Annotated in this window: 21 protein-coding genes and 1 riboswitch; of the genes, 12 read left to right on the top strand and 9 right to left on the bottom strand. The window is 63.2% G+C overall.

Annotation, left to right across the window (positions count from 1 at the left end; genetic code table 11):
* The first annotated feature begins 69 nt into the window (after positions 1-69).
* From fliF to NWI01_RS04760, 7 genes are all read left to right on the top strand, one after another.
* Complete coding sequence (fliF, locus tag NWI01_RS04730; protein WP_141382784.1) at positions 70-1,695, top strand: flagellar basal-body MS-ring/collar protein FliF; 1,626 nt, start codon at positions 70-72, stop codon at positions 1,693-1,695.
* Between the two features lie 6 nt (positions 1,696-1,701).
* The gene (gene fliG, locus NWI01_RS04735) at positions 1,702-2,793 is read left to right on the top strand and encodes a flagellar motor switch protein FliG (protein ID WP_141382785.1); all 1,092 of its coding nucleotides are present in this window, start codon (positions 1,702-1,704) and stop codon (positions 2,791-2,793) included.
* On the top strand, positions 2,793-3,422 hold the full coding sequence (locus NWI01_RS04740; RefSeq protein ID WP_141382786.1) for a FliH/SctL family protein: 630 nt from the start codon (positions 2,793-2,795) through the stop codon (positions 3,420-3,422). Before fliG ends, NWI01_RS04740 begins: the two co-directional genes overlap by 1 nt.
* Positions 3,423-3,439: 17 nt before the next feature.
* A complete protein-coding gene (fliN, locus tag NWI01_RS04745) occupies positions 3,440-3,790 on the top strand; it encodes a flagellar motor switch protein FliN (protein ID WP_011313924.1) in 351 nt (116 codons plus the stop codon).
* 42 nt (positions 3,791-3,832) lie between these two features.
* Positions 3,833-5,212, top strand: a complete 1,380-nt coding sequence (gene flbD / locus NWI01_RS04750; protein ID WP_141382787.1) for a sigma-54-dependent transcriptional regulator FlbD — start codon at positions 3,833-3,835, stop codon at positions 5,210-5,212.
* 110 nt (positions 5,213-5,322) lie between these two features.
* The gene (locus tag NWI01_RS04755) at positions 5,323-6,432 is read left to right on the top strand and encodes an ATP-dependent DNA helicase (RefSeq protein ID WP_141382788.1); all 1,110 of its coding nucleotides are present in this window, start codon (positions 5,323-5,325) and stop codon (positions 6,430-6,432) included.
* A gap of 359 nt (positions 6,433-6,791) precedes the next feature.
* Positions 6,792-7,166 carry a BA14K family protein gene (locus NWI01_RS04760; RefSeq protein ID WP_141382789.1) on the top strand — a complete coding sequence of 125 codons (375 nt, stop codon included), beginning with the start codon at positions 6,792-6,794 and terminating at the stop codon, positions 7,164-7,166.
* Between the two features lie 155 nt (positions 7,167-7,321).
* On the opposite strand, the gene metB is transcribed toward NWI01_RS04760, so the two are convergent.
* The 4 genes from metB to clpB form a co-directional block, all read right to left on the bottom strand.
* Positions 7,322-8,506, bottom strand: a complete 1,185-nt coding sequence (metB, locus tag NWI01_RS04765) for a cystathionine gamma-synthase (RefSeq protein WP_141382790.1) — start codon at positions 8,504-8,506, stop codon at positions 7,322-7,324.
* 230 nt (positions 8,507-8,736) lie between these two features.
* The gene (locus NWI01_RS04770) at positions 8,737-10,467 is read right to left on the bottom strand and encodes an NADPH-dependent assimilatory sulfite reductase hemoprotein subunit (protein ID WP_141382791.1); all 1,731 of its coding nucleotides are present in this window, start codon (positions 10,465-10,467) and stop codon (positions 8,737-8,739) included.
* Positions 10,468-10,477: 10 nt separating this feature from the next.
* Positions 10,478-12,313 (bottom strand): assimilatory sulfite reductase (NADPH) flavoprotein subunit, encoded by a 1,836-nt coding sequence (locus NWI01_RS04775; RefSeq protein WP_141382792.1) that lies wholly within the window; start codon positions 12,311-12,313, stop codon positions 10,478-10,480.
* Between the two features lie 312 nt (positions 12,314-12,625).
* The gene (gene clpB, locus NWI01_RS04780) at positions 12,626-15,262 is read right to left on the bottom strand and encodes an ATP-dependent chaperone ClpB (protein WP_141382793.1); all 2,637 of its coding nucleotides are present in this window, start codon (positions 15,260-15,262) and stop codon (positions 12,626-12,628) included.
* A gap of 217 nt (positions 15,263-15,479) precedes the next feature.
* Here clpB and NWI01_RS04785 point away from each other — a divergent pair, with 217 nt between their 5' ends.
* Complete coding sequence (locus NWI01_RS04785; RefSeq protein ID WP_141382794.1) at positions 15,480-16,256, top strand: MOSC domain-containing protein; 777 nt, start codon at positions 15,480-15,482, stop codon at positions 16,254-16,256.
* 68 nt (positions 16,257-16,324) lie between these two features.
* Here NWI01_RS04785 and NWI01_RS04790 read toward each other — a convergent pair whose 3' ends face one another.
* The 3 genes from NWI01_RS04790 to metX all read right to left on the bottom strand — a co-directional run bounded on the left by NWI01_RS04790 (position 16,325) and on the right by metX (position 19,160).
* On the bottom strand, positions 16,325-16,939 hold the full coding sequence (locus NWI01_RS04790) for a TIGR02594 family protein (RefSeq protein WP_141382795.1): 615 nt from the start codon (positions 16,937-16,939) through the stop codon (positions 16,325-16,327).
* A gap of 330 nt (positions 16,940-17,269) precedes the next feature.
* Positions 17,270-17,959, bottom strand: coding sequence for a methionine biosynthesis protein MetW (gene metW / locus NWI01_RS04795; protein WP_141382818.1), 690 nt, complete (start codon positions 17,957-17,959; stop codon positions 17,270-17,272).
* Position 17,960: 1 nt separating this feature from the next.
* Entirely contained in the window at positions 17,961-19,160 is a 1,200-nt protein-coding gene (gene metX, locus NWI01_RS04800; RefSeq protein WP_141382796.1) for a homoserine O-acetyltransferase MetX, read from the bottom strand.
* A 93-nt stretch (positions 19,161-19,253) separates the two neighbouring features.
* A riboswitch (SAM riboswitch) is annotated at positions 19,254-19,333 on the bottom strand.
* A gap of 149 nt (positions 19,334-19,482) precedes the next feature.
* Between metX and NWI01_RS04805 the strand changes: the two genes are divergently transcribed.
* The 3 genes from NWI01_RS04805 to NWI01_RS04815 are packed head-to-tail and all read left to right on the top strand — an operon-like array spanning position 19,483 to position 22,403.
* Entirely contained in the window at positions 19,483-20,337 is an 855-nt protein-coding gene (locus NWI01_RS04805; RefSeq protein ID WP_141382797.1) for a chorismate mutase, read from the top strand.
* Between the two features lie 36 nt (positions 20,338-20,373).
* Positions 20,374-21,471 (top strand): histidinol-phosphate transaminase, encoded by a 1,098-nt coding sequence (gene hisC / locus NWI01_RS04810; RefSeq protein ID WP_141382819.1) that lies wholly within the window; start codon positions 20,374-20,376, stop codon positions 21,469-21,471.
* Positions 21,468-22,403 carry a prephenate/arogenate dehydrogenase family protein gene (locus NWI01_RS04815; protein WP_141382798.1) on the top strand — a complete coding sequence of 312 codons (936 nt, stop codon included), beginning with the start codon at positions 21,468-21,470 and terminating at the stop codon, positions 22,401-22,403. Before hisC ends, NWI01_RS04815 begins: the two co-directional genes overlap by 4 nt.
* A gap of 102 nt (positions 22,404-22,505) precedes the next feature.
* Here the strand turns inward: NWI01_RS04815 and NWI01_RS04820 are convergent, their stop codons facing one another.
* On the bottom strand, positions 22,506-23,702 hold the full coding sequence (locus tag NWI01_RS04820) for a DUF2125 domain-containing protein (protein ID WP_141382799.1): 1,197 nt from the start codon (positions 23,700-23,702) through the stop codon (positions 22,506-22,508).
* Positions 23,703-23,932: 230 nt separating this feature from the next.
* Between NWI01_RS04820 and NWI01_RS04825 the strand changes: the two genes are divergently transcribed.
* Positions 23,933-24,517 carry a gamma-glutamylcyclotransferase gene (locus NWI01_RS04825; protein WP_141382800.1) on the top strand — a complete coding sequence of 195 codons (585 nt, stop codon included), beginning with the start codon at positions 23,933-23,935 and terminating at the stop codon, positions 24,515-24,517.
* A 194-nt stretch (positions 24,518-24,711) separates the two neighbouring features.
* Here the strand turns inward: NWI01_RS04825 and NWI01_RS04835 are convergent, their stop codons facing one another.
* Positions 24,712-25,485 carry a lysophospholipid acyltransferase family protein gene (locus NWI01_RS04835; protein WP_141382802.1) on the bottom strand — a complete coding sequence of 258 codons (774 nt, stop codon included), beginning with the start codon at positions 25,483-25,485 and terminating at the stop codon, positions 24,712-24,714.
* Between the last annotated feature and the right edge of the window lie 20 nt (positions 25,486-25,505).

A 25,505-nucleotide genomic window follows, 5' to 3' on the forward strand; every position in this document is an offset into this window, starting at 1 on the left:
ATCGAAACCATACCGTAGGCAATATTTGCCGAGCCGGCCTTCCAGGGCCGGGTCCGAGGGGCTGGTTCGTTGCAAGGTCTGCTGGCATTTCTGAAAGGCCTGGGAGCATCGCGGCTGATGGCGATGGTCGCGGTCACCGCCGTGCTGATCGGTTTCTTCGCATTCGTCATCATGCGCGTCACGACGCCGCAGATGACGACTCTCTTCACCGACCTCAGCGTCGAGGACTCCTCAGGCATCATCAAGGACCTCGAACGCCAGGCCATTCCCTTCGAGCTTCGTAACGACGGCGCCGTGATCATGGTGCCGAAGGACAAGGTAACGCGGCTGCGGATGAAGCTCGCCGAAGCGGGCCTGCCCAAGGGCGGCGGCGTCGGCTATGAGATTTTCGACAAGTCGGATGCGCTCGGCACCACCAGCTTCGTCCAGAACATCAATCGGCTGCGCGCGCTGGAAGGCGAACTCGCGCGCACCATCCGCGCCATCGACCGCGTTCAGGACGCCCGCGTCCATCTGGTGCTGCCCGAGCGGCCGCTCTTCACGCGCGAAGCGCCTCAGCCTTCGGCTTCGATCGTGCTGCGCGTCCGGGGCGGCCTCGAACCGCAGCAGATACGCGCCATCCGCCATCTCGTCGCCTCCGCCGTCAACGGGCTGAAGCCGCAGCGGGTCTCCATCGTGGACGAAACCGGCCAGTTGCTTGCCGACGGCTCGACGACCGATGCCGACGGCGTGACAGGAGACGAGCGACGCGCCGCGTTCGAAAAGCGCATGCGCAGTCAGGTCGAGGCGATTGTATCGTCGGTGGTTGGAAACGGCCGCGCCCGCGTCCAGCTCTCCGCCGACTTCGATTACAACAAGATCACCCAGACCTCGGACAAATTCGATCCGGAAGGACGGGTGCTGCGATCCAGCCAGACCCGCGAGGAATCCTCCCTGACGGCCGACAATAACGGCCAGGTCACGGTCAACAACGAACTGCCCGGCAATCAGCCATCGGACAATCCGAACACCGCGCGCGACCAGAGCAAGAAGAGCGAAGAAACCAACAACTACGAGATTTCCCGCACCACCAAAACCGAGGTGACCGAGGCAGGCCGCGTCAACCGCATTTCGGTCGCCGTTCTCGTCGACGGCACCTATGCCAGGAACGACAAAGACCAGATGGTCTACGAGGAACGCAGCCGGGAACAGCTCGACCGCATCGCAACGCTGGTCCGCTCGGCGATCGGTTTCGATCAGAAGCGCGGCGACCAGGTCGAGGTCGTCAACCTCAAATTCGCCGATCCGCCCGTGGTCGTGCCGCTCGCCGAGCCGGCGGGATTGCTGGGAATGATGACGTTGACGAAGGACGACGTGATGTATGTCGTCGAACTCGGCGTCATGGCGCTGCTTGGCCTCGTGGTGACGTTCATGGTGATCCGCCCGTTGGTCCAGCGTATCCTCGCCGCTGAGCCGGCCGCGCCCAGCGCCCAACCGGCCGCCGCGCTTCCGGTCCCGGCCGACGCCGGCGCTCACCCCACGGAAACCGGGCAAAATCTCATCCCCGGCAGCAACGCCACCGCGCAACTGATCGACGTTGCCCAGGTGCAGGGGCAGGTCCATGCGCAGTCGGTGCACCGGGTCGGTGAACTGGCGGAGCGCAACCCGGCCGAAACCGCTTCCATCATCCGCCAATGGCTCGCAGAACCCGCATAACCTGACATGACCGTCCCGCAAACCACCACCAACCAGAACGTCAACGACATCAACAGCGTCGTCGCCTCGCTTGCGAGCCGGCAAAGCACCCGGCCCAAGTCCAAGCCGATGAGCGGGCCACAACGGGCGGCGGTGATGATGCTGGCGCTGGGTGAACAGCACGGCGGCAAGGTGTGGGCCATGCTGGACGATGACGAGGTGCGCGATCTGTCGCTGGCCATGTCGACCCTCGGCACGGTCGAGGCCGATGTGGTCGAGGACCTGCTGCTCGAATTCGTCTCACGGATGTCGGCGTCCGGCGCGCTGATGGGCAATTTCGATGCGACCGAGCGACTTCTCAATCAATATCTCCCCGCAGAACGCGTGAGCGGCATCATGGATGAGATCCGGGGTCCTGCCGGTCGCAACATGTGGGAGAAGCTGTCGAACGTTCAGGAGGAGGTTCTCGCGAACTATCTCAAGAACGAATATCCGCAAACCATCGCGGTGGTGCTGTCGAAGCTGAAGCCCGAACATGCCGCGCGGGTGCTGGCCATCCTCCCCGAGGACATGGCGCTCGATGTGGTCGGCCGCATGCTCAGGATGGAAGCCGTGCAGAAGGAAGTGATCGAGCGCGTCGAGCAGACGCTGCGCAGCGAATTCATGTCCAACCTGTCACAGACCCGCCGCCGGGACGCCCACGAGGTGATGGCGGAAATCTTCAACAACTTCGACCGCCAGACCGAGACCCGCTTCATCACCGCGCTGGAAGACGAGAACCGCGAGGCCGCCGAACGCATCAAGGCGCTGATGTTCACCTTCGACGATCTCGTGAAGCTCGATGCGGGTTCGGCGCAGACCCTGATGCGGCATGTCGATAAGGACAAGCTCGGCATTGCGCTGAAGAGCGCCAACGAAGAGGTCCGCGCCTTCTTCATGGGCAACATGTCGACACGCGCCGCCAAGATGCTGATGGACGACATGGCGGCGCTTGGCCCGGTGCGGCTGCGCGACGTCGATGAGGCGCAGGCGCTGCTCGTCAATCTCGCCAAGGACCTCGCGGCCAAGGGCGAGATCATGCTCTCGAAAAACCGCGCCGACGACGAGCTGGTCTACTGATGGGCGCTCCAGCGAAATTCCTGTTCGATACGGACTTCTCGGCTCCTCATAAGTCGAGGGAGCGGGCGCCGACGGCTCTTGAGATTGCGCAGAAGATCGCCGCCGCCGAGGCCGCGGCCTATCAAAAGGGATTTGACGCCGCGCAGCGCGAAGCCAAGGTGCAGAGCGATCGCCGCATGGCGGCGGCGATCGAGGGCATCGCCGCGGGCATCAAGGCTGTTGCCGAACGATTTGCAGGCATCGAAGCGCGGATGGAGACCGAAGCGGTCGATGTCGCGGTTGCGGCCGCGCGCAAGCTGTGCGGCGCATTGATCGCAGCCGAGCCATCGGCTGATATCATCGCACTGGTCCGCGACAGTATCCGGCACCTGGTGTCGACGCCGCACCTCGTGGTCCGGATCAACGATCAGCTCTACGACGCGGCGCGCGATCAGATCGAACGCCTGGCCAAACAAACCGGGTTCACCGGACGACTCGTCATCCTCGCCGAGCCCGATGTCGCGACCGGCGATTGCAGGATCGAATGGGCCGACGGAGGGATCGTGCTGGAACGGGCGGCCATCGACGCCAGGATCGACGAACTGGTGCGAGGCTACATGGCGTCACGCAAACCGAGCAGCACCCCCTGAAGGCATGGTAGCGAACAATGAGCGATAACGACACCCAGGTTCCGCTTCCCGACCTCAACGCCGCCGACGCGCCGTCGATCGACGACGTCGGATACAGCGAGGACGAGCAGGTCTCGCGGGTCGCCTCCGACCTCGAGGCCGTATTCGACGTGCCCGTCCAGGTCTCCGCCGTGCTCGGCCGCTCCAGGATGGATGTCGGCGCGCTGCTCAAGCTCGGACCCGGCAGCGTCCTGGAACTCGACAGGCGGGTCGGGGAAGCCATCGATATTTACGTCAACAACCGGCTCGTGGCGCGCGGCGAGGTAGTTCTCGTGGAAGACAAGCTCGGCGTGACCATGACTGAAATCATCAAGGCCGAGAAAGCCTGAACGCCAGCGCTACGGGCACGGGAATATTAACAGGAGCAGATCATGCGGCTTCTCATTGTTGGCTCGTTGAAAGGCCAGCTCACGACCGCCACCAAGATCGCCATGGATAATGGCGCCTCCGTCACGCACGCCGAGAACAACGAACAGGCGATGGCGGTGGTGCGCGGCGGCAAGGGCGCCGATCTCCTGCTGGTGGATGTCGGTCTCGATATCCGCGACCTCGTGCTCCGGCTCGAGGCGGAGCATATCCACGTTCCGATCGTGGCCTGCGGCATCGTCAGCGATGCGCGCGCGGCGGTCGCGGCGATTCACGCCGGGGCCAAGGAATACATCCCGCTGCCGCCTGACCCCGAACTGATCGCGGCGGTCCTTGCCGCGGTGGCGAACGATTCCCGGGATCTGGTCTACCGCGACGAGGCGATGGCCAGGGTCATCAAGCTGGCGCAGCAGATCGCAGGCTCCGACGCCTCGGTCATGATCACCGGCGAATCCGGGACCGGAAAGGAAGTCCTGGCGCGCCATGTGCATGCCCGCTCGAACCGGGCCAAACGGCCGTTCATCTCGATCAACTGCGCGGCGATCCCCGAGCACCTGCTGGAATCCGAACTCTTCGGCCATGAGAAAGGCGCGTTCACCGGGGCTATCGCGCGCCGGATCGGCAAATTCGAGGAGGCCAGCGGTGGCACGCTGCTGCTCGACGAAATATCCGAAATGGACGTCCGGCTTCAGTCCAAGCTGCTGCGCGCGATCCAGGAACGGGTGATCGACCGGGTCGGCGGCGCCCGGCCGGTGCCGGTGGATATCCGCATCATCGCGACCTCCAACCGCAACCTTGCGGACGCCGTGCGGCAGGGCACCTTCCGCGAGGATCTGCTGTTCCGCCTCAATGTCGTCAACCTGAAGATACCGCCGCTTCGCGAGCGTCCCGCGGACATTCTCGAACTGGCGCAGCATTTCATCAGGAAGTATGCCGCGGCCAACGGCGTGCCGGTACGTCCGATTTCAGCGGACGCGCGGTGCGTGCTGAGCGCCAACCGCTGGCAGGGAAATGTCCGCGAGCTGGAAAACACCATCCACCGCGCGGTGCTGATGGCCAATGGCGACGAAATCGGCGCCGACGCGATCCTGACGCCGGAGGGCGACCGTCTCGATCTCATCAGAACCGCACCGGCCGTGGCCCATGCCACGCTCGCCGCTGAGCAGGTGACACGCGCGCTGGTCGGCCGCACCGTCGCCAACGTCGAGCGCGACCTGATCCTTGAAACTCTGAAGCATTGCCTCGGCAACCGGACTCATGCCGCCAACATCCTCGGCATCTCGATCCGCACCCTGCGCAACAAGCTGAACGAATACGCTGACGACGGCATCGCGATCACGCCCGCCGGCAGCGGCGACCCCCGTGCATTCGTCGCAACGACCTGACAACCGGTCCACCGCGAGAACAGGGCGTCTTGCGCCCGCTCCGCGAATGGTTAGCTTTCGAAGACCTGAGTCGCGGCATCGCCTCGCCGGCTCCCTCACTCTTCGAGATCATGACCTCCTTCACGCCACATCAGGATACAGCGCTGAAAGCCGTCGCCGACTGGCTCAAAGCCAAACCCGGCAAGAACGGCACGCCTGCCGTCTTTCGCCTGTTCGGCTATGCCGGGACCGGCAAGACCACGCTGGCGCGTCATATCGCTGACGGCGTCGACGGAGAGGTCAAGTTCGCGGCTTTCACCGGCAAGGCCGCGCTGGTGATGCGCAACAAGGGCTGCGAAGGCGCATCGACGATTCATTCGCTGATCTACCGCACCCGCGAATCCGGCGAGGAGCAGCCGAGTTTCGAGCTATGGGACGACGCGCCCGCCTCGAAGGCCAGGCTCATCGTGATCGACGAATGCTCGATGGTCGACGCGGAGCTGGGCCGCGATCTGATGTCGTTCGACTGTCCCCTGCTGGTGCTGGGCGATCCCGCACAACTGCCGCCGATCCAGGGCGCCGGCTTCTTCACCAACGCCAGCCCGGACGCGATGCTGACCGAGGTTCACCGGCAGGCGAAGGACGACCCGATCGTGCGCATGTCCATGGATGTGCGCGAGGGCCGCGAGCTCGACATCGGCCGCTACGGCGAAAGCGAAGTGGTGCCGCGCGGCGAGCTTGATCCGGCGCGCGTGATGGATGCCGGCCAGGTATTGGTCGGGCGCAACAACACCCGTCGCGCCTACAACATGCGGATGCGGCAACGACAGAACATCGAGGATCCGCTGCCGGTGGCCGGCGACAAGCTGGTCTGTCTGCGCAACAACCGCAAGAAGGCGCTCTTTAACGGCGGACTGTGGCGTGTGAAGGCGCGCGCCGTCTCAAGGTCAAAGATCATCACGATGCGGCTGTCGCCCGATGAGGAATTTGCGCACAAGGTGACGAAAGTCTCGGTGCGGCATGACTGTTTCGCCGGAGGCATCGAGGATATTCCGTGGGAGCAGCGCAAGCCTTACGACGAGTTCGACTACGGCTATGTCCTGACGGTGCATAAGTCGCAGGGGTCGCAATGGGACGACGTCGTTCTGTTCGACGAGAGCTTCGCATTTCAGGACAGCCGCGCGCGATGGCTGTATACGGGCATCACCCGCGCGGCAAAACGGCTGAGCATCGTGGTGTAACGGTTCATCCGGACACCAGCATCACCGCATCGCATATCCAGTCAGAGTTGGCCTTGACCAGCGCCAGGACGTACGCTGCTGAACGGTTCGCGCACAGCTACAATCCGTCGCGGAGAATTCGCTCAAACGTGCCAGCTTGCCATCATGTCATCATCGAACTAAGAAAAATGAACCGTAAGGTGACCATCGAGCACTAACACAATGCAATGATCGGTCACATGAAATTACAGCCCTCGCGGCAACCCGGAGCCCCGCCGGTATGTAACCTCACGATCATGTGACACTTTGAACATGTGACATCCTGAGCAAATGCTTCGAATAATGATCTCGGTCATAATTCCCACCGTTGAGGAGCTTGAATGATGCGATCGAAAATTCTGTTGGCGGCCCTGTTCGCCGGGTCCGCGGCACTTACGTTTTCCGTTCCGGCGACCTCGGCACCGATCATGGCTCAGTCCGGCATGAGCAAGGCTGGCCCGTCCTCGATCGAAACCGTTCAGTATTATCGTCGCGGGTATTACGGTGGGCCCGGTTATTACGGCGGAGGAGCCGGAGCGTTGATCGGCGGCCTGGCGGCTGGAGCCATTGTCGGCGGCGCGATTGCCGCCGGTCAGGCCAATGCGGCGGCAGCGGCGCAGCAGAACGCGGCCTATTGCGCGCAGCGTTTCCGTTCCTACGATCCGGCATCCGGAACGTATCTCGGCACGGACGGCTATCGTCATCCCTGTCCGTAACGGCCCAGATTCGTAGGGATAAAGTAGTTCGCTTCTGATTCAATCAGGAGCGAACTCGCGGATATGTCCGCCTGCGCCTGAGTGATCTGCCGCGGAGCCAGCCGGCTCCGCTTTTTTGTTTTTCCTTGCCTTGCGGATGACTCCGGCGTCGCGATTCAGGCGCTCGCCTGCGATCGAACCGGTCGATCGATCGCGGCAAGAGCCTGATCCAGGTCGGCGATCAGATCAGCGGCATCCTCCAGGCCGATCGAAAGCCGGATAAGACCGCTGGTGATCCCGGCGGCCTTGCGCGCTTCGTCCGACATTCCGGCGTGGGTCATCGTGGCCGGATGAGCCACCAGGCTCTCGGTGCCGCCGAGCGATTCCGCGAAACAGAAAAGCCGCACTGCCTCAACGAAGCGGCCAGCTTCCACCTCGCCTCCTTTCAGCTCGAAACTGAGCATCGCGCCAAAGCCGGATTGCTGGGCTTTGGCGACAGCATGCCCCGGATGCGACGGCAGCCCCGGATAGTGACAGGCCGCGACAAGGGGATGCGAGAGGAGAAACTCGGCAACCGCCTGGGCATTGCGCTGCTGACACTCCACGCGTGGAAACAGCGTGCGGATGCCGCGAAGCGCCAGGAAGGAATCGAACGGCGCTCCCGTCGTGCCGACGATATTGGCCCAGGTCTCCAATGCTTCGACGTCAGCGGAATCGGCTGCGATCACGGCGCCGCCGACGATGTCCGAATGGCCATTGAGATATTTCGTCGTAGAGTGAATGACGAAATCGGCGCCCAGTGCGATCGGCCGCTGCAGCGCGGGCGACAGGAACGTATTGTCAACAGCGACCTTGGCGCCGACCGTTCTCGCCTGAGCGACAATCGCCCGGATGTCGACGATGCGCATCAGGGGATTGCTCGGGGTCTCGATCAGGACAAGCCGGGGCTTTTCCTTCAAGGCGGACGCCAGCGCCGCCTGATCGTTCTGATCGACAAAGCGCACCTTGAAGTGACCCCGGTCGCGGCGGTTCAGAAGCAGGCGGTGAGTGCCGCCGTAACAATCATGCGGCACGATCACGATATCGTCGCTTGAGAGTTGCGACAGCACCAGATCGATCGCCGCCATGCCCGAGGACACCACCACCGCGCCCGCCCCGCCCTCGAGCTTGGCGAGGGTATCCGCCAGCAGGGTCCGCGTGGGATTACTGGTGCGGGTATAATCGTGCGGACCTTTGCGCCCGAATCCGGGCCAGGTGAAAGTGCTCGACAGACAGATCGGCGGTGTCACCGCTCCGAAAGTATCTTCCGCCGCGATGCCGTTTGCGGCCGCGACAGTTCTCGGATTCATGGATTCGGACATGACGTTCGTGGACTTTCGATGAAAATGCGAGGCCCCGCGACGATTCCGTTCAGGATATCACGGCCAGCCGGTCCCGGCTTATTTAAAGCACTTCCGTCGAAACACAACGATTCCGGAACGCCGGCACAGTTCACGGCGCGCGGGTCACAAGGAGCGCGTCGTTATAGCGCAAGCGCTATCTTCTCGCTTCGAGCAAAAGCCGGTTCGCGGAAATCAGTCGCAGGCCCGGCTCAATCGTTGAAGAACCGGCCTTCCTTCACCTCAGGGACATAGCCGGCGCGAATGGCGAAATCGCCGAAGTGCTCGCCGGGCTTGCGGTCGCGGGCATAATGGCCGAGCGTTTTGTCAAGCGCCTCCAGAATCGCGGGCTCACCGACATTCTCCAGGTACATCTTGTTGAGCCGCTCGCCGTGGAAGCCGCCGCCGAGATAGAGATTGTACTTGCCCGGCGCGCGGCCGGTGAGGCCGATCTCGGCGATATAGGGGCGCGCGCAGCCGTTCGGGCATCCGGTCATCCGGATGGTGATCGGATCGTCCTTAAGCCCATAAGTATTCAGGATCGCCTCGATCCTGGTGACGAGATCCGGCAGATAGCGCTCGCTTTCGGCCATCGCCAGACCGCATGTCGGCAGCGCGACGCAGGCCATCGAGTTAAGGCGCAAGCCGCTGCGGGTCTCGAACTGATCGAGCCCGTATTCCTTCATCAGCGCCTCGATCTCGGGCCGATCCTTCGAATCAATATCGGCAATGATGAGATTCTGGTTCGGCGTGACGCGGAACATGCCTTTGTGAACCTGCGCAATGGCGCGCAATCCATCCATCAAAGGATAGTCCGGCGTGTTGATGACGCGGCCGTTCTGGATGTACAGGACGCAATGCTCGCGACCATCCTCGCCCTTGACCCAGCCGAGCGGATCACCGTTCGAGGTGAAGGTGAAGGGCTGCTCAGGCTTGAGCGCGAAGCCGAGACGGCGTTCGGTTTCCGCCTTGATCCAGTCGAGGCCCTTTTCGTCGATGGTATACTTGAAGCGAGCGTGCAGGCGGTCGAGACGGTCGCCGTAATCGCGCTGGACCGACATCACCGCGTCGATCGTCGGAAACAGCTTGTCCGCGTCGATATAGCCGATCAGGCTGGCCAGGCGCGGATAGGTCTTCGGCGATTGATCGGTCCGGCCAAGGCCGCCTCCGATGGCGACGTTGAAACCCTTCAGCTTGCCGCGATGCGCGATGGCGATGAAGCCGAGGTCCTGGCCGTAGACGTCGATATCGTTGCTGGGCGGAATCGCGAAGCCGATCTTGAACTTCCGCGGCATATAGGTGCGTCCGTAGAACGGCTCCTCGGGTCCGTCCGTTTCCTCGCGCTCGGCTTCGTACCAAATTTCCTTGTAGGCGCCGGTCCTGTGCACCGCATGGTCGCTCGCTCGCTTGGCAAGCGCATAAACCTCGGCGTGCAGTTTCGACAGATCAGGATTGACGGTGCTCATGACGCCGCGGGTGTCGTCGCCGCAGGCCGCCCTGGTGTCGAGAAGAACGTCGCGTAGTCCCTGCATAAGGGTGCGCAGGTCGTGTTTCATCACGCGATGAAACTGGAACGTCTGGCGCGTGGTCAGCCGCAGCGTGTCGCCGGCGTAGTTGCGCGCAAGATCGTCGAGCTTCAGCCATTGACCGGGAGTGCAGACCCCACCCGGCAGACGAACGCGCGCCATGAAGGAAAAAGCCGCTTCCAGCTTCTGCCGACGCCGCTCGTCGCGAATATCCCGGTCATCCTGCTGATAGATTCCGAAGAACTTCATCAGCTTGGCGTCGTTCGCCGTCACCGCCGACGTGATCTCGTCGGCCAGGCTCTGCTTGATCGTGCCACGCAGATAGTCGCTGTTCGCCTTCAGCGTTTCGTCCGGCCCAAGCTTGTCGAGCGGCTGGGAAACATCGCGACTGCGATCGGGTTGTGTCTTTGCGTCCACCAAACTGGCCTCAATAAACGTCTAGCCGATAGCGGCGGTCACGCTGCAGTGCCGAGAGATAAGCGCCCGCCTCGTCGCGGTCGAGGCCGCCATGTTCGGCAACGATCTCGGTCAACGCCGCGTGAACGTCCGGCGCCATGTGGGCGCTGTCGCCGCAGACGTAGATATACGCGCCTTCCTCGAGCCATGCGTAAACATCACGGCCCTGGCGGCGCAGACGATCCTGCACGTAGGTCTTGGGCGCGGCGTCCCGCGAGAACGCCAGATCGAGCCGGCTCAGCACGCCGTTCTTGATCAGTTCCTGCCACTCGACCTGATAGAGGAAGTCGCTGCGGAAATTGCGTTCGCCGAAAAACAGCCATGACCGGCCGGATGCGCCGCGGGCTTCACGCTCCTGCATGAAAGCGCGGTACGGCGCGACGCCGGTGCCCGCGCCGATCATCAGGATCGGCACATCGTCATCCGGCAGATGGAAGTGATCGTTGGACTGGATATAAACGGGAACCGTGGCGTCCGCCTCGGTGCGCGCCGCGAGATAGCCGGATGCGACGCCGGTGCGCGGCAGGTCGTGCAGCGTATAGCGCACCGTGCTGACCGTAAGATGCGCCTCGTCCGGGGCGGCGGCAAGGCTCGAGGCAATCGAGTAGAGCCGCGGCTGCAACGGCCGAAGACCCGCAACGAACTTTGCGGCATCGATGCCCGGCGCCGGAAACCGGCCGACGACATCGAGGATGTGATGGTTGTGCTGGAAGGCCGCGCGCGCCTCCTTTTGATCGGGCGCGCGTAATGCCTGTAGTTCATCGGAGCCGGTGATCTCGGCCCAAAGATCGAGAAAGCGCGGCGTGAGCGCCGTTATCTCGAATGTGCCGCTCAGCGCCTCACCAAGGCTTATCGTACCCTGCTTTACCGTGACAGGGGCGTCGGCGGACAGCGACAGCTTTTCAAGTATGGCGTCCACCAGCGCCGGATCGTTACGCGGCACCACGCCGAGCGCATCACCCGGCTGATAGATCAAGCCCGAATCCGCCAGCGACAACTCGATATGGCGCGTTTCCTTGGTCGATCCGCGCCCGGTCAGCACGATATTGTCGATGACGGCGGCCTGAAACGGATGCTTCTTATCGAATGCCGCGAGCGACGGTGCACCGCTCAGCGCCGTCGCCGCAACCGGAGCGGAGACGGGCGCCTGCGCGGCGGGCGCGAGATCGGCTATGACCGTCGATATCCACGCGTCCGCGGCATCCTCGTAATCGACATCGCAGTCGACGCGATCGGCAAGGCGCTGCGCGCCGAGTTCCTCGAGCCGCCGGTCGACCCGCTTGCCGGCCTCGCAATACTTTTCATAGGTCGAATCACCCAACGCCAGCACCGCAAAGCGCAGTTGCGGCAGCTTGGGAGCTTTGCGGCTCTCCAGAAACTCGAAGAAACCGACGGCTGTCTGCGGCGCGTCGCCCTCGCCATGGGTGCTGGTGATGACGAGCAGATCCTGTTCGTCCTTGAGGCCGCGCGTCTTGTACTCCGCCATATCGGCGAGACGCGCCTGGATTCCCTGGGCTGCGGCCTTGTCGACGAGCGCTTTGGCGAGGGTCTTGCTGTTTCCGGTCTCGCTTGCGAACAGGACCGTCAGGAGCCGCGTCGCAGCCGCGCCGGCGACGCCGGCCTGCGAAGGCGGTGCAAGCTCCGCGATCTCCGCTGCCGCGGCGCCAGCCCGAGCCCGATGACTGAGACCCGCGAAATAGCCGCTGATCCAGATCGCCTGTTCATGACTGAGAGACGTCGCGAGCTGGTTGACCTGCGTCCACTGATCCGTCGTGAGTGCTGAACCTGGAAATTCCAATTTTGTCATCGCAAGCAAAACCTCGGGAGCGAACTGCCGGCCGCCGCGATTGACACTTCACAGGTCTGGTCGAGACGCCGCACGAAATGGAAAGCCTCTGCATCCGTTTCGACAATTCGGCCCTTTGAATAGGGCTGGTTCGCCAAAGAAAACAAGCATTATCGAAAACAAAGAATAATACCCTTCCATGAGCGGCCAGAACGAAATGATTATTTCACAAAATCGGTCTTTTTTAGAATTGCACTGGGGAGCATTCATGAGATTCGCCTGACGGCGGCGCCAAGCCTCCCGCGGGTGCGGGAAGGCTTGAGCAGGCACGCCTCAGTGCAGCCTGCGCCTGGGCATCGGCCGCGCGAATGGCTCGATATCGGCCCTCGGCGGCGCGTCACCGTTGAATGTGAGCACGCCATCCTTGGCTGAAATCGCGACCTGGTCGCCGTCGCGGATGACGCCAGCCAGGATCATTTCAGCCAGTGGATCCTGCACGCTGCGCTGGATCACGCGCTTGAGCGGCCGCGCGCCGTAGGCGGGATCCCAGCCTTTCTCGGCCAGCCGGTCACGCGCCGCGGCGTCGAGATCGAGCACAATCTTGCGATCCTCCAGCAGCTTTTGCAGCCTTGAGAACTGAATTTCCACGATCCGGCCCATCTCGCTCTTCTGCAACCGATGAAACAGAATGATCTCGTCGACGCGGTTGAGGAATTCGGGGCGGAAATGCCCGCGCACCATCTCCATCACCTGGTCGCGCACCGCGCCGGTGTCTTCCCCTTCCGGCTGATTGACCAGGAATTCCGAACCGAGGTTCGATGTCATAATGATCAGCGTGTTGCGGAAATCCACCGTGCGGCCCTGTCCGTCGGTCAGGCGGCCGTCGTCGAGCACCTGCAGCAGCACGTTGAACACGTCCGGATGAGCCTTCTCGATCTCGTCGAACAGCACGACCTGATAGGGACGCCGCCGCACCGCTTCAGTGAGCGCGCCGCCCTCGTCGTAACCGACATAACCGGGAGGCGCACCGATCAGCCGCGCCACCGAGTGCTTTTCCATATATTCCGACATGTCGATGCGGACCATCGCCGTCTCATCGTCGAACAGATAGGCGGCGAGCGCCTTGGTCAGTTCGGTCTTGCCGACGCCGGTCGGCCCCAGGAACATGAACGAGCCCATGGGACGGTTGGGATCCTGCAGACCGGCGCGGGCGCGCCGCACGGCCGTTGACACCGCCCGCACGGCTTCACCCTGCCCCACGACGCGCGCCGCAAGGCTTTCCTCCATGCGCAACAGTTTTTCCTTCTCGCCTTCGAGCATCTTGTCGACGGGAACGCCGGTCCAGCGCGACACCACCTGGGCGATGCTGTCCGCCGTCACGGTTTCATTCATCATCGTATTGCTTTCGCCGGTCTCGATGCTCTGCAAACGCTTTTCGAGTTCGGGAATCCGCCCATAGGCCAGTTCGCCGGCTATCTGATATTCGCCGCGCCGTTGCGCGTTGGCGAGTTCGATCCGCGCCTGATCAAGCTCGCTCTTGAGCTTGGCGGCATCCGACAGCTTGTTCTTCTCGGCGTTCCAGCGCGAGGTCAGATCCGCCGACCGCTTTTCCAGATCGGCCAGTTCTTTCTCGAGGTTCTCAAGGCGCGTTCTGGAGCCGGCGTCGTTCTCCTTCTTCAGCGCCTCCTGCTCGATCTTCAGCCGCACGATCTCGCGGTCGAGCGAATCGAGTTCTTCCGGCTTGGAATCGACCTGCATCTTGAGCCGCGCCGCCGCCTCATCCACCAGATCGATCGCCTTGTCGGGCAGGAAACGGTCGGTGATATAACGGTGGGAGAGCGTGGCGGCCGCGACCAGCGCGCTATCGGCGATGCGGACGCCGTGATGCTGCTCATACTTGTCCTTGAGGCCGCGCAGGATCGAGACGGTATCCTCGACCGTCGGCTCGGACACGAAGATCGGCTGAAAGCGCCTGGCCAGCGCCGCGTCCTTCTCGACATGCTTGCGGTACTCATCGAGCGTGGTCGCTCCGACGCAATGCAGTTCGCCACGCGCCAGTGCGGGCTTCAGCAGATTGGAGGCGTCCATGGCGCCATCGGCCTTGCCGGCGCCGATCAGCGTGTGCATCTCGTCGATGAACAGGACGATGCCGCCATCGGTGGAGGTCACCTCCTGCAGCACCGCCTTGAGCCGCTCCTCGAACTCGCCGCGATACTTCGCGCCCGCGATCATCGACCCGAGGTCGAGCGCGAGCAGTTTCTTGTCCTTCAAGCTTTCCGGCACGTCGCCGTTGACGATGCGCAGCGCGAGGCCCTCCGCGATCGCGGTCTTGCCGACGCCGGGCTCGCCGATTAGCACCGGATTGTTCTTGGTGCGCCGCGACAGCACCTGGATGGTGCGGCGGATTTCCTCGTCGCGGCCGATCACCGGATCGAGCTTGCCCTCGCGCGCCGCCTGGGTCAGATCGCGGGCGTATTTCTTCAACGCGTCATAGGCGTTTTCCGCCGTGGCGCTATCCGCAGTCCGCCCTTTGCGCAGCGCGTTGATCGCCGCATTGAGGTTCTGCGGCGTGACCCCGCCGTCCTTCAGTAATTTGAACGCATCGCTGTCCGTGTCGAGCGACAAGGCCTGCAACAGCCGTTCCACGGTGACAAAGCTGTCGCCGGCCTTCCCGGCAGCCTGCTCCGCGGCATCGAATGCGCGCGCCGTTGCCGGCGCGAGATAAATCTGGCCCGCTCCAGCGCCCGACACCTTCGGCATCTTGTCGAGAGCGGCTTGAGTCGCCTTCAGGATCGCGCGCGAATTGCCACCGGCGCGGTCGATCAGGCTTCCCGCCAGACCTTCGCTGTCATCGAGCAGCACCTTCAGAATATGGAGCGGCGTAAACTGCTGGTGGCCTTCGCGCATCGCCAGCGATTGCGCCGACTGGATGAACCCGCGCACCCGCTCGGTATATTTTTCAATGTTCATGGGAATCTCCCCGGCCTGCCGCCTCTGCCCCGAAAGCACAGAAAGCAGCATCCTCGTTGCCTGCGCCGGCCGCATTGACATTCCCCAACCGGCAGCGACCGGCTCGCGGGATGGTTCAATTCGGCCTGCGGCAGATGTAGGAACAGCCTTCCGGAAAATGAAGGGGCGTTGAGACAGCGTCGATGACACGCCTCGCGGGAATCTTGTAAGGAGCATCATGTCCGGATCTTCCAATGCGACCGTTGCGGCGCTTTACCGCTATCCCGTCAAAGGCCTGTCCGCCGAGCCTCTGCAACACGCTGTCCTGAACCCCGGCGGGACCGTTCCCGGTGACCGCTCCTATGCGATCGAGAACGGCCCGACCGGATTCGATCCTGCCGCGCCCCGGTATTTTCCTAAGTCCAGGTTTCTGATGCTGATGCGCGACGAGCGGCTCGCCACGCTCGAAAGCCGCTATGACGACGCCAGCCGGGTCCTGACAATCCTGACCGGCGGCGAGGAGGCGGCGCGCGCCGACCTCGGCACGGCAGAGGGCCGCGCCGCAATTGAACGGTTCTTCGCGACGAGCTTCGCGCAAGAGCTAAAAGGGCCGCCTCGGGTTCTCGTCGGCAACGGACACAGCTTTTCGGACGTCGCCAGGAAAGTGGTCTCGATCATCAACCTCGGCAGCGTCGCCGCGATCGAACAAATGGTGAGTCAGCCGGTTCACCCGCTCCGCTTCCGCGCCAACCTGTACGTCCGTGGCTGGCCCGCCTGGAGCGAACTCGACCTGCTCGGCCACACGCTCGCGATCGGAGACGTCAGGCTCAAGGTGGTCAAGCGGATTGTCCGCTGCACCGCCACCAATGTCGACCCGGAAACCGGGGCGCGCGATCTCGATATTCCGAACGCGCTGGCAAGAACGCTGGGACATCGCGACTGCGGGATCTATGCGGAAGTCGTTACCGGCGGCACGGTCAGGATCGAGGACGGAATCGAAACGTTTCGGGAATAGAGCGTTTCGAGCAAAGCATGCCCCGGGCAAAGGCAAAACGGCACGGACAACGTCCGTGCCGAATTGCTTCAGTGCGGCACTACATAGGCGTAGACGCGGCTGCGCGGATAGACCGACTCCGCGACGCGGCGGCCATGATTGCCGGATACGACAATGGGGTTGCCGCGCCGATCGAGGCCGCTGACGACGCCGACATGACCGCCGCCACCGCGTCTTGTCATGACGGCGATGGCGCCGACCTGCGGGCCGGACACCCGGCGGCCGTAATGCGCGAACGAACGCGCCATGTCGGAGCCCGTCCCCTGATGCCCGGCGCGCTTCAGAACCATGTTCATGAATCGCGCGCACCAGAGCCGGCGACGGCCGGTCGGGTTGCCCCCGATGTAACGGCGCGCTTCGGCAACGATATTCGAAGCCAGACCGCCACCCGAAAATCCGCTCTTCGGCGTAAGGGCGGCGCTGGCGTTCCTCCACCCGCGCGCGTAGCGGTATCGGTGATGACGATATCCGTAATGCCGGCGAATATGATGATGGTGCTTATAATGATGGACGTGCGCGTGATGTCCCGCGCGATGATGATAAGGTCTTGCCGAGGCCGGCATCGCAAATGCAACGACAGCCAGGAAACAAACCGCCAGTGCCAAAATACGCGGCATCCAGCGCGACGCAACTAACTGGAACATTCATGCTCCCCTGTGACACCTCCCTGTTCCCGCCCGCTGCGCGGTGAAATCCGCTGTTTTGTCGTGCTGGGAAAAACGCGGGCGCCTTGTAATCATATGATCGGGTTTTTTGAAGTCATACCTGCATTGCGCCCAACGCATACCTGCGTTGCGATATCCGCGCACCGCAGCGCGATATTTCCAAATCATTGATCTAAAATAGAATTTTTTCGATCAACCCGGGCCGTCCAAGCCGTCGCGAGGGTCGAGGCCCGCTCTCCCTGCTGCGTCGCAACGCGACTGTCACGCAGATGATCGAACCCGGTTTTGAATGGACTGGACGAAGGGCGCCTACTCATCCCGTCCCGGAGTTTTGGCGATCTTCTCCGCGCGGCTGAGCAGAAACACGCCCTGTTCTCCGAACATATTCCAGAACCACCAGGGAGCGTTGAACCGCAGCGGCCGGCCGTAAAGATTAAGCGCGACCGCGCGCTCCATCTTCACGTTGATCTCGTCGCAGAGCTGCACGAAATCCTTGATGGTGCAGAAATGGATATTCGGCGTGTCGTACCATGTCGCCGGCAGATTGTCCGTGCGCGGCATGTGACCGCCGATCAGAAGCTGAACACGCATCTTCCAGTGGCCGAAGTTCGGAAACGAAACGACGGCGCGGCGGCCAATCCGCAGCAGATTTTCCAGCACCGTTTTCGGCTGCCGCGTGGCCTGCAGGGTCTGTGACAGGATGACGTAATCGAAGGCGTCGTCGGGATAGTTGACGAGGTCGGTATCGGCGTCGCCCTGCACCACGGCAAGACCCTTGGCCACGCAACGATTGACGCCCTCGCGCGACAGCTCGATGCCGCGGCCGTCGATGCCTCGCGTCTCGAGCAATTGCAAGAGATCGCCGTCGCCGCATCCGACGTCCAGCACCTTTGAGCCAGCCTCGATCATCTCCGCCAACAGCAGGTGATCGCTGCGATAACGATCGTCCGCCCGTGGAGCAACCTCATTCAACGGCAGCGACGGCTGCTCCACGCTCATCTCATTGTCCGGCATCGGCAAGGCCCCGGGTCTTTCCCGCCGATTCCAGAAACGCATGCGCGATATCGAAGAATTCGGGAACGTCGAGCAGGAAGGCGTCATGGCCGCGATCGGTCTCGATCTCGGCGAAGGAGACCCGCGCGCCGCCGGCATTGAGCGCATGCACGGTCGCCCGCGATTCGGAAGTCGGAAACAACCAGTCGCTCGTGAACGAGACCACGCAGAACCGGGTGCGGGTCCCGCGAAATGCGGCGGCCAGCACGCCGTCATGATCAGCCGCGATATCGAAATAGTCCATCGCCCGCGTCAGATAGAGATAGCTGTTGGCGTCGAAGCGCTCGACGAACGACGATCCCTGGTGGCGCAGATAGCTCTCCACCTGGAAATCCGCATCGAACGAAAATGTCGGCAGTTCGCGGTCCTGCATCCGCCGCCCGAACTTGCGATGCAGCGCCGCGTCCGACAGATAAGTGATGTGCGCGGCCATCCGCGCCACGCCAAGGCCCCGGCGGGGATGGGTGCCCTGCTCGACATAGCGGCCCTCGCGCCAATCGGGATCGGCCATCACCGCCTGCCGACCCAGTTCATGAAAGGCGATATTTTGCGCGGAGTGGCGCGTGCTGCAGGCGATCGGCAGCGCTGAAAACACCCGCTTTGGATAGGCCACGCACCACTGTAGCACCTGCATCCCGCCCATCGAGCCGCCGACCACCGAAAACAGCGTGTCGATTCCGAGGCGGTCGATCAGCATGGCCTGCGCGCGCACCATGTCGGGAATGGTGATGACGGGGAAGTCCAACCCCCACACCGTGCCGGTCGTGGGATTGGTCGAGGCGGGGCCGGTCGAGCCCATGCAGCCGCCGATCACGTTGGAGCAGATAATGAAGTACCTGCTGGTGTCGAGCGGCTTGCCGGGTCCCACCAGGGTCACCCACCAGCCGGGTTTTCCGGTCACGGGATGAGGGTTGGCGACATGCTGATCCCCGGTGAGGGCATGGCAGATCAGAATGGCGTTGGATTTCGCGGAATTGAGTTCACCGTAGGTCTGATAGGCGATCTGGAACGGCGCGAGATCGACGCCGCAATCGAGCGGGAGCGGTTGATCGGTATCGAACGTCGCGACCTGCGAGGTGGGATGGTCTGCTTCCTGCGCCCGATGCTCGGCGTGAGCCGGGCCCGATATCGATTGCACCTTTACCATCCTGCCGCTGACCTCCGCCGGAGGCTGCGGGAAGCCCCCGGATCGCAGGCCACAAAAAAACCCGGCCCGAACTTGGGTTCGGCCGGGATCAGGATTTCGCTGTCCCCGGCCTGTTTAGCGAGTTGTTTAACGTGGCTGCAAGCCGGCCGGCTCAAATGACCACGGAACAGGAGAAAAATAATCCGCGTCGCGCTTCTCGTCAAGAAGCGGATCGGCAGGGGATCGCTTCCTGCATTCGCAACAAGGCTCGCTGAAACGGGATACGAATGTTAGAAGCGGACCGCTGGCCGAGGCTCCTCCATGCGGCTGACAGGTTGCATCCATGACGAAGCCTTCCCCCGCGCCGCCATCCCTGCAGAAATTGCGCAAGGAAATCGACGCCATCGACGAGCAGGTTCACAACCTGCTGATGCAACGCGGCGACATCATCGACCGCCTGATATCGGTGAAGCAGACCCAGGAGGTCGGCTCGGCATTCCGGCCGGCGCGCGAGGCCGACATGATGCGGCGGCTGGCGCAGCGTCATCGCGGCATCCTGCCGCTCGACACCGTCGAAAGCATCTGGCGCGTCATCATCGCGACCTTCACTTACGTCCAGGCGCCGTTTTCGCTGCACGCCGATCTGTCGCTCGGCGAATCCGCGATGCGGGATTCCGCGCGTTTCCATTTCGGCTTCACCATACCCTTCGTGCCGCATTTCAATGCGCAGGCCGCCGTGGAAGCGGTGGCGAATGCGAAAGGCGACCTCGGACTCGTCTCGGCGACATCGAGCCGCACGCCATGGTGGCTTGCTCTGGAAGCCCACGGCGCGCCGAGGATCATCGCCCGCCTGCCCTTCATCGAGCGCGCCGATCACCCGGCCGCGCTGCCGGTGTTCGTGATCTCACGAGTCGCCGACGATGCGCGGGTCACGGAAGTGGAGACCTGGAGCGTGCGCGTCTCCGGCTGGAATGCCAATACAGCCCGCACCCTGTCGCCGCTCGCCGAGATTGTCGCCGTGCCCGATACCGCCTTCGACGGCGCGGCGCTATTGGTATCCGTTACAGGCGGCACCACCCTCGACACGATCAAATCCGCGCTGATCGAGGCCGGCGCGTCGGTGCGCTCGACGGCTCTCGTCGGCAGTCACGCAACGCGCTATACGATGCCCTCGTCCAACGGGGCCGATCGTCCGTAATGTCCCGCTCGAACGCGCTATAGTCCGGAGCACATGATGTCCCGACCGGTGCCGAATCCCGGCATTCTCGATATTGCGCCTTACACACCCGGTAAGAGTCCGGTGCCGGAGGCAGGCCGCAAAGTGTTCAAGCTGTCGGCCAATGAAACACCGTTCGGCCCCTCGCCGAAGGCGATGGACGCCTACCGCGATGCCGCGGCTCACCTTGAAGACTATCCGGAAGGCACCTCGCGCGTTTTGCGCGCGGCCATCGGACGCGCCTACGGCCTCGATCCGGACCGCATCATCTGCGGCGCGGGCTCGGACGAGATCCTCAACCTGCTGGCGCATACCTTTCTCAGCCACGGCGACGAAGCGATTTCGACCACGCACGCTTTTCTGGTGTACCCGATCGCAACCATGGCGAACGGCGCGACAAACATCGTGGCGCCGGAGAGCGGCTACACCGCCGACATCGACGCGATCCTCAAGCGGGTCACGCCAAAGACCAAAATGGTCTGGCTCGCCAATCCGAACAACCCGACCGGCACCTATCTGCCGTTCGACGAGATCAGGCGACTGCGCGCGGAGCTGCCGCCGCACGTATTGCTGGTGCTCGACGGCGCCTATTCGGATTATGTGTCGCGCAACGATTACGAGTTCGGCATCGAACTGGTGGCGACGACGGAAAATACCGTGCTCACGCACACCTTCTCCAAGATCCACGGCCTCGCCGCGCTGCGGATCGGCTGGATGTTCGGCCCGGCGCATATCGTCGATGCGATGAACCGGATTCGCGGCCCCTTCAATGTCTCGACGCCGGCCATGCTTGCGGCCGCGGCCGCGATCGAGGACACCGCGCACGTCCAGATGACCCGGCTGCATACGGAAAAGTGGCGTAACTGGCTGACGGACGAAGTGACAAAGCTCGGCCTCAAAGTCACGCCCAGCGTGACCAACTTCATCCTGATCCATTTTCCGGACACCAAGGGCAAGACGGCGTCCGAGGCGGACGCGTTCCTGACCCGGCGCGGCCTCGTGCTGCGTGCGCTCGACAATTACGGCCTACCGAATGCGCTACGCATGACGGTCGGCACCGAGGAAGCCAACCGCCTGGTCGCGGACGGCTTGCGCGACTTCATGGCGCGGACATGACCACAGAACCGTTATTCGAGCGGCTCGCGCTGATCGGATTCGGCCTGATCGGCGGCTCGATCGCGCGCGCCGCGCGCATGCGAGGCGTTGTCGGCGAGATCGTCGCGACGGCGCGCTCCGCAAAAACGCGGGCGCGGGTGATGGAGCTCGGCATCGTCGATCGCGTGGTGGACACCAACGCCGAAGCCGCCGACGGCGCTGACCTCGTGATCCTCTGCGTTCCGGTCGGCGCGTGCGGTTCAGTGGCGCAGCAGATCGTGCCTCACCTCAAGCCGGGCGCCATCGTCTCCGACGTCGGGTCGGTGAAAGGCGCCGTCGTCCGCGACATCGCCCCGCATCTGCCCGCCGGGGTACATTTCGTGCCCGCGCATCCGGTGGCCGGCACCGAGCATTCGGGTCCGGATTCCGGCTTTGCCGAACTGTTCATCAACCGCTGGTGCATCCTGACGCCGCCGGACGGAACGGATGCCGCCGCCGTCGACAAGTTGCGCGCGTTCTGGACCGCGATCGGCGCCAGGGTCGAGATCATGACCCCCAAGCACCATGACCTTGTCCTGGCGATCACCAGCCATCTGCCGCATCTGATCGCCTACACCATCGTCGGCACCGCGGACGAACTGGGTGAGGTGACGTCCTCCGAGGTGATGAAGTTTTCCGCCGGCGGCTTCCGCGACTTCACGCGTATCGCGGCCTCCGATCCCACCATGTGGCGCGACGTCTTCCTGACCAACAAGGATGCGGTGCTGGAAATGCTCGGCACCTTCAACGAGGATCTCTCCAAGCTGACGCGCGCCATGCGCCGCGGCGATGGCGAAGCGCTTTTCGAGCACTTTACCCGCACCCGCGCGATCCGCCGCGGCATCGTGGAGATCGGCCAGGATTCCGCGGCTCCCGATTTCGGGCGGCTGCAGACCGATGCCCAGAAGCCATAGTGGTCATTGCCGGACTTGATCCGGCAATCCCTCTTTTACGAGGAATGATGGCTGCACGGGTCAAGCCCGCGCATGATCGCCGAGGTGGATATCAGCGCTCGATCAGAACAGCGGCGGCGTCTGGGCGACCTTCAACGGCCCGATGAAGACCGCGCCGGCAACGAACCGCAGCGGGAAGGAGCGCGCCTTTTTGTTTTCCAGCGTTGCTTCCTGTCCAATCGCGGCGAGACCCGCGGCGACACCGACATTGGCGTTCTGGCGCACGGCCTTGCCAAGGCCGGGAATCGCCCGGTCGAGCGCACCGAACAGATTGTCGATATCCTGACTTTTCACGCCGGGCGCGACCTTATCGAGAGTCTCCTGCGGGACCCCCTGCTCCAGCATTTTATCGATTCCGAGCGCCGGAATCATTTTCTCGAAACCGGTCGCCGTCATGTGCAATTCGCCGTCGAGGTGCCCGTCGGCGGTAAGCCCCAGCGACCCCGCGGCTATCGCGATCAGATCGCCCTGCTGGATGCGCGACTGCCTGATCTCGATGCGGCCGCCGGCCGCCTGCAATTCACGGAACCGCACCGGCCAGGGTTTTGGCGTGAAATCCTTCAGCCCGTGAACGATCGCGCCGACCTCGGCATTGAACGGCTGCGTCAGCGCCGGGTGAACGTCCGCAAGAGTGGCTCCGCTCAACTCCACGGCGGTCTCGATCATGGGCTTGTCCAGTGTGGATTTCTCCGCAGTGCGGCCGTGAAGCTCCACATGGCTGGCGCGTGCGGCAGGCGTCCTAACCGATTCCACCATGCGGTCGATCGCAAGGTCGTCGAAAACGATATCCGCGCTCTTCGGCGTATCCGGCAGCCCGACGATGCTGCTGCGCCCGACGCGCCAATCGACGACCATCACCGGCTGACCATGCCGGGATAGCGTGGCAGGCGCCTTGAACTCCGCGATCAGCAGCCTGGGCGTGTAGATCTGCGCGATCACCAGGATTTCCCCGAGGCGCGCGGTCAAGGGAGGCATCTGCGCCGCGGCCTGCTCGGCTGTCTGCGACCTCAGTTCGACGGTCGCATCCTCGCAGCGGACCTCAAGACGGAACGGAAATCCGGCGACCGTCCGTTTGGCGCAATCATAGATGCGTCCGGACGCCGCTTCGCGCGCCCGCCAGGCATCAACAGTCTGATCGACCTGCGAGGCCGCATAAAACCAGAACGCGCTCCAGGCGGCGGCAGCGACGACCACCAGCACGGGCATGACGAAAATGGGCCAAAGACGGTACTTGCTGGAGGCGTTGTTGGCAGCATTCATGCGGAAGGCGGGCTCTTGGTGGGTCGGTTCGGCAGGGTCTTTGACCATAGTCGCGCGACGCCGGCAAAACCAGCCCCTTTCGGTTCCGCTTCGCCTGGCGGCGCGGCTCTGTTAAAGCATTATTCGGCGACGCGAGACTCCCGGTTGGCCGTCAAAAATCCTCATTTCTAATAGCTCGTGCGTATCCTGATCATACACAACATGACGGAATACGCCCTGAGCAGGGCGCGATGAGCGTGCAGCGACAATTTGAAACGGCTTTCGACAGTTCCGGCAACGATCTCTGGATATTTGCCTACGGTTCGCTGATGTGGAGGCCCGGATTCGATTTCGCCGAGCAGGTTCCGGCGCGGCTGATCGGCGAGCACCGGGCGCTCTGCGTCTATTCGTTCGACCACCGCGGGACGCCCGAGAGACCGGGGCTGGTTCTAGGGCTCGACCGCGGGGGCGCCTGCCGGGGCATCGCATTCCGGGTTGCAGCCAGCCGGCGCGAGGCAACGATCGCATATTTGCGGGAGCGCGAGCAGACCACCCACGTCTACCGCGAGGTGACGCGCTCCGTCTGGCTTGAGGACGACGCGCGACGGCGGGTCAGCGCGCTCGCTTATGTGGTCGATCGCGGTCACGTCCAGTACGCCGGTCGGCTGACGCTGGCGGACCAGGCCCGTTACGTCCGGCAGGGGCACGGCCGCTCCGGGCATAACCGGGACTATGTCCTGTCGACCGTGAGGTCGATCGAGTCACAGGGCTTTCGCGATCTTAAACTGCACCAGCTGGCTGAACTGCTGTACAACGATACGCCGATGCCGAGGTAGGCGCGCTGGGGAAGCGTCGAACGGAAGCCGTGGTTATCTCTTGGGGAGATCTCCACTCGGGAGCATGATCTTATCCGAAAACCGGTTCCCACTTTGCGCTGGCGCAGCCCTTCGGGTCGGGATCATGCTCTGGAAATGGTTGTCTGGTCGCATTTTCTTGCGGCGAACCGGTATCCACTTCGCCGGAAAATGCTCTAATCCCCGGCCGCTCCCGCGTCGGGCGCCCGGCCCGACAGCCGCGCCTGCTCGCGCCACCCCGCCTCGACCAGGGAAGCGGTCGCTCCTTCGATCGATGCCGTCAGGCGCGACATGAATTCATCACGCCGCAAACCCTGCGGCAGCGGATCGAGGAATTCGACCGTGATCGTTCCCGGATAGCGCAGGAACGTCCGGCGCGGCCAGCAAAGGCCGGAGTTGAGGGCCACCGGCACACAAGGCACGCCGCCTTCGGCATAGATCATGGCGACGCCGCTCTTGTAGGCCGGCGGGGCTCCGATCGGGCGGCGCGTTCCTTCCGGGAAAATGACGAGCTGACGGCCGAGACGCACCTGCTCCCGCGTCATCCGGACCAGCATCTTGAGCGAGCGCAGGCCGGCTTTGCGGTCGATGCCGATCATGCCCGTCTTCAGTAGATACCAGCCGAAGAACGGAATCCATGTCAGCTCGCGCTTGAGGATGAAGACCGGCTGATCGATGAGGCAGAAGAGAGCAAAGGTCTCCCACATCGACTGATGCTTGGAGGCGAAGATCAGGGGACCTTTCGGAATTTTCCCGGTGCCGAGAATTTTGACGCGCGTGCCGCAGATGACGCGCATCAGCCAGATGTTCCAGCGCGCCCAGGCCTTCGCCATCCTGACAAGCACCGCGCGCGGCATCAGGAACGTCGGCAGCGCGGCAACCATCCAGATCGCCATCGTCACATAGAACAGAGCGTTGAAGACCAGCGAGCGCAGAAAGATAGAAATCATCACGCATCCAGTGGCGGGGC

Origin of the sequence: Nitrobacter winogradskyi (assembly GCF_006539545.1) — a bacterium.
Lineage (GTDB): Bacteria > Pseudomonadota > Alphaproteobacteria > Rhizobiales > Xanthobacteraceae > Nitrobacter > Nitrobacter winogradskyi_A.